At 37.1% G+C, this 5,405-nt stretch carries 2 protein-coding genes; both read right to left on the bottom strand.

All coding sequences use genetic code 11. The features are described from left to right. Positions 1-1,591, bottom strand: a 1,591-nt coding sequence (locus tag ACFIO3_RS08245; RefSeq protein ID WP_375696094.1) for a pertactin-like passenger domain-containing protein, incomplete at its 3' end; no start/stop codon positions are given. A gap of 829 nt (positions 1,592-2,420) precedes the next feature. Beyond that, complete coding sequence (bafA, locus tag ACFIO3_RS08240; RefSeq protein ID WP_375614959.1) at positions 2,421-4,985, bottom strand: BafA family autotransporter; 2,565 nt, start codon at positions 4,983-4,985, stop codon at positions 2,421-2,423. Between the last annotated feature and the right edge of the window lie 420 nt (positions 4,986-5,405).

Below are 5,405 nucleotides of genomic sequence, written 5' to 3'. Positions count from 1 at the left end.
GCACAATCATTTGATCGGCTAAAGAGTGAGAAGATTCTGAAACAGCAGTTTGTTGTTTTTCATCAGAAAGAGGATGAAGACCTGATGGAGGTAACGTTACAAGATTCTGATTTTCTTGAGAGGAAGATACCGAAACACTGGAAACATTCTGTGCCCCTCTTAAATGACGTGGAGGGCGTTGTTTGGGCATCTCTTTTTTAGTAGGTGGACGAGGACTGGTATTTTTCCCTCCAGAAGAGGGAGATTGATCAGACAATGCAAGAGGAACCTTCGTTTTCTTGTTTACACACTGTGCTTCAGTATTCGAATGTGTCGTACCTCCAGAGGCTCTTCCTAAATACCAAATTGTAGCACTACCACTAGAATCAGCACATCTATCTCTCTTCAGCAATTGATATTGATAGGCTCCTCCATCGACAGTTGTAATGTCCTTACCCGAAAGGTCTGCCAGAGTAAAATTAGCGCCTCCATTGTGGTTTCTATCAGTAATTAAATTAATCCCTGTGACCAAACTATTCTTTTGTGAAAAAAGACCTGTAATTTCACGACCAGAATCTGCAACGCTTATTTTGTGATTACCTGCGCCCTCATCAATCGATAAGTAATCACTCGAATTCCCCGTAGCACTAATATTGAATCGAAAATGTAAATTCCCTGAAAGTTTCTCAACATGAAGTGAAATATGTCGTGGATCATACGGTATAGAAGTAAAAATAACAGTCCCATTTTGCCCCCCTAAATCTTTAATTTTAATCTGAGGTTTTTCTCCTATCTTTCGTTCACCAACCTCAAATATTATCTCATCCACGCTCTCTTCTATAGGAATTTTTTTCTTAGTTGTATGATTTGTCCTATCGCCAGCGAATAAATAAAGTTCTCCGCCACCATTGATCCTTACTTCTCCAACGACTTCTTGTACACCAACATGGAACCACGATTTAGCAAAATCCGTAATTGTTAAAGTATCTACAAATCCCATAGGATATACAACTTGAGTAGCTCGATCCTTCAAAGTAGTTTTCAGAGATTCTCCTAACGCTAAAACGTGCTGTCTCCCATTCCCAGAAACCTCAGCATACATTGATTTCCCTCCCTCTTTTCTTTGTCCTGCATAAAGATTTTGTTCTCCATTATCTCCCACTTTCGTATACCAAACCCACGCTCCATCGTACACATTCTGCTGTCCAACTGCTCCACCGCCACCAGAAATTGTAGATTTATATGCACTACTTTTTCTCTCCACGCTTGTAAGATCAATATATGGCTCTTCATGAATAAACTGCTGACCTCCCAAAATTTTGGCGCTCATTGCAATTCCTGCTCGTGTAACTATTTGCATCCCTCCTTTTTTAATAGTGGACCCCACGGAAGTTTTTCCATTCTCAACAAGCTCTACATCACCATATTCAATCGTAATATTATTTCTGAAAAAACTAGCAATCAGTTCTAAATTTTTTTCTTCCTCTTCTCTATTTCCCACATCTGTTGCTCTTGTTAGCACTCTATTCCTACTCTCAACTACACTTGCAGATTGCAAAAGACAACTACTGATCATCAATACTGAAAAACTTAATTTGTATTTATACCGCATTATCCACACTCCACTCTTCAATTATTTAGAAAAATACCCCGCGGCTACATAGGTAGCTTGTTTTAGATTGTATCATAATGTGTTTTATTTATGTCTAAATACAATTTTTTAGTGTATTTTTTTAATTTAAACAACTTTAAGTTGCTTATCTATAAACCACTAAAAACTCTAACTTAAGGCAGAAAAATTGAATAAAATTCAAAATGTTTACTTAAATTCAAGGAATAATTTGCATATCTGGAATTATAGATGAAAAAAATGCTCGTGCCCTTTAATGGCCCCCCCCTTCACGTAAAACAAAACGCCATTCGGTTGTACATTCACGCACTTGTTTTAAAGAGACATCTCTCAATGCACTCAAGCCCATTTCGTAACGTCATCCATGAATGATATACCGGTAAAGCCATTGGCCCCCAATCTTTACGCTTATGAAGAAGCGGGCCGATATCATCATACACTTTGCCATCCCAATGTTGTGACAGCCCTTGACACTAGAGACGATTCATCAGAGACATTTTTACTTCTTTTTTGTATAGTTTTTATACACACCTTCATCCCGTTTGCGATGTGCCAAGCGAATAATTTTGATTGATTCAACATAAACAGATTTGGAATGAGAGAATCCTATGATTTTCGCGACTCTTATTCAACATGCATAGAAATGAATTATTATTATAAATTCAGTATGTTGCCTTTAAAAGAGAGAGTATAAAGACATTCCTACTATTTGAGAAAGTCCCTACACTCTCGAGAAGACATAGCCGAACGTTATCTGTTTAAGTTTGCAAAACAATTACATTTGTAAAGTTAATCAGCCATGCACACATATTTAGAAACTATAGCGTAATCCTAAAATACCTTGAAGAGCATTCTTAATCTTATGTCCTTTTAGATAATGTGCTTCCGCATAAAGTGTTAGTTTATCATTGACCGAACCATTTAAACCAATTCCCAATTTACCCGCACTGCCTGATAAATCTGTAATAAATTTATACTGGTTATTAATTGTCGTATAATTATTATTTATATTCTCACGCAACCAAGCTGCCATAATGTAAGCTGTTAATGACGTTTCTGAATTCACAAAAAATTCATGTCCTGCAGTCAATCCAACTTCACTGCGGAATGAAGTTAATGGGCTTAGATCACCTATCATTCCATTTGAAAGTTTTATTCTTTTACCTTCAACCTGCAAACCTGTTAGTTTGATATAAGGCTGCATCCAAGTATTCTGTGCCGGTTCAAAATAACAACCGATCTCAAATGATCCACCTATTGCCCACTGATTGTAATGACTTTGAATGGCTAAACCATTCGTTGATATGGCTTTCAAATTATCTCGGTAATAATTATATTTCAAAACACCATCCATATACCATCCACGATGATCAAAATAAGTTGCGTAAGTTCCAATACTATAAGAGCTCAAATTGCTGTCACCACCTCGTGCATGAGAAATACGTGCTTGATCATAACTCCCAAAACCACCAACATACAACTCTCCATGCCCTAATTCACTCAACTGATCAGCACCAAAGACTAAACCTGTCTGCCCAAGTTTAAAGTGTGTATGGCCTGTCGCAACACGTTCTCTGCTCTTAATCCCATAAGTCCATAGTTCGATATCTTTCTTATTTCTGTCCCAAATTTTTCTACCATTCCGTATAATTTGCAACTCATTATTAAAAATAAGCCCAGGAACTACGGACAACGTTAACACTGCATCTGTAGAGGGGGTTGTTGATGTTTCTCCAGGAAAAAAAGGATTTGTCGGATCTGGCATAGAAGGTTCTGGTCCACTGAGGCGGTCTGCCGATAAAAACCAAACTTTTCCATTTTCATCCTTTCTTTCTTTCAAATCATACATATAAGTTCCACCATCAATGGCGTTAATTTTTTCACCCTTAAGATCTGTCAGCGTAAAATGCGCTCCACCACTTTGATCCGTAATTAAATCACGCTTATTTGAAAAAGGATCCGTGATTTCAACGCCAGAATCAGCAACACTTATTGTATGTTTCCCAGCGCCTTTCTCAACCAAGAGATAATCACCACGGTTATGGGCAATCGTAGTATTGAACGCGAAATGTAAATTTCCTGAAAGATTATTCACATGAAGCTGAGAATAATATGGATCAGAACCTGTAAACGAAAAAATAATACTCCCTTCACCACTTAATTTTTGTATCAAAGAACTTTTTCCATCAAACTCATCAGTAATAGAGTATAGTTTTGTATCTTTTCCATTTAAAATAATATCTTCTACTGTGGTGCGTTGTTGATCATTCCCAGCATAAAGATGGATCTGCCCAGAATGGTTTACCTGTGTCTTGCCTTCTAATGTTGCTCCAGCATGCACCCATGATTTTGTTTGATCATTCATTGTTAGATTTTTTACAGATCCGTCAGTATCTATTTCCTGAATAGCATTCTCATTTAAAGTGACTCCAATGGACTGACCACCTTTTAAGATACGTTGTTTACCACCACCAAAAACTTCTGTGTCAAATGCAAAACCACCATTTTTTGCACTTTGAGACTTTTGTCCAACCTCTTGGACACCCCCTTGCATAACTTTTGTATTCCAAACTTTTCCGCCATCATATACTTTTTGTTGGCCTAGTGTTTCATCTTGACCATAAATGATAGTGTGAGAAGCACTACTGCCTTTAATCTCTCCTCCAATATCCCCCTCGCCGAAAATAAGCTGCTCACCGCCATAAATTTTAGTCCCCTCTACTTTCCCTCCATTTCCAACACTTTGGTGCCCGCCTTCTTTAACAACAGCATTTTTCGAAAAACCTTGTTTTCCTTTTAAAGCCTGAACATTTTCAATTCCACCATGTTCAATTTTACTATTCTCACTGAGTCCTCCTGCATACACATAAAGCTCTGCACCATTCCTTACAGTGTTATTAATGGACCGCCCTGGACTATCAATCTCACCATCATTTGAAATGTATGCTTTACCTTCATTATCAAGGATATAATTTTCTAATATTGCCCCATCTTTAATGGAAATAAGTTCAGGCTTTTTAAGAAACGCAGTATTTTGTTCTTGTGCATTATATCCAGCATTGTCACGATGACTGCTGTCAAGCGCCTGTTGACTCGCAAACACTCTAGCACCCTTATCCATGATAAAATTGCTAGGCTTTTTCAAAAAGTCTAATTCATTGCGCGTTCTTATCATGACATCATGAGAGGCTCCAAGTATGCATCTGCCTGTTTTCATATCCTCATTGTATTGATCGTGAAATACCTTATCATTTTCATAACTTGAAGATTGACAAAAAAGTGCTGCTCTTCCCTCATTTGCAGCAGCAGCTTGCACAAAACAGCTGCTCAACATGAGTATCCAACAATGTCGTTTCCATTTATATTGTAGAGCCATATCCTCCCCCCTTCACGCCTGCATAGACACTGAACGTAATTAGCTCTACAAAACATATTTTCAACCTTAGATTGCAACAATCCTTCTTAAAAATCCTCCTTATTTCATAAAAAACCGTTCTTTACAGTTTTTTTAATACTTTTTTGATCAAGAATATAAGGGCGTTTTTATAGTGCTTCTTTAGCATTTCCTCAGAATTTTCTTATCAAAAAAAAGTAATGCATAATCAAGTATATAAGGGTATACAGTTTATCATGAACAACGAAGCTGCGTGCTCTGAAAAATTGTTCTCTGATGCTGCATTAAAAACTTAAAAAAACTAATCATACATTTAAAGATAACTAAAAAATAACCATATCGTTAGAAACTATAGCGTACACCTAAAATACCCTGAAAGGACTGTTTTGTTTTATGTCCTTT

This window comes from Bartonella sp. AD328YNZD, from assembly GCF_042196425.1.
Note: the sequence above shows the minus strand (reverse complement) of the source record. Positions and strands in the feature narration are given on the sequence as shown.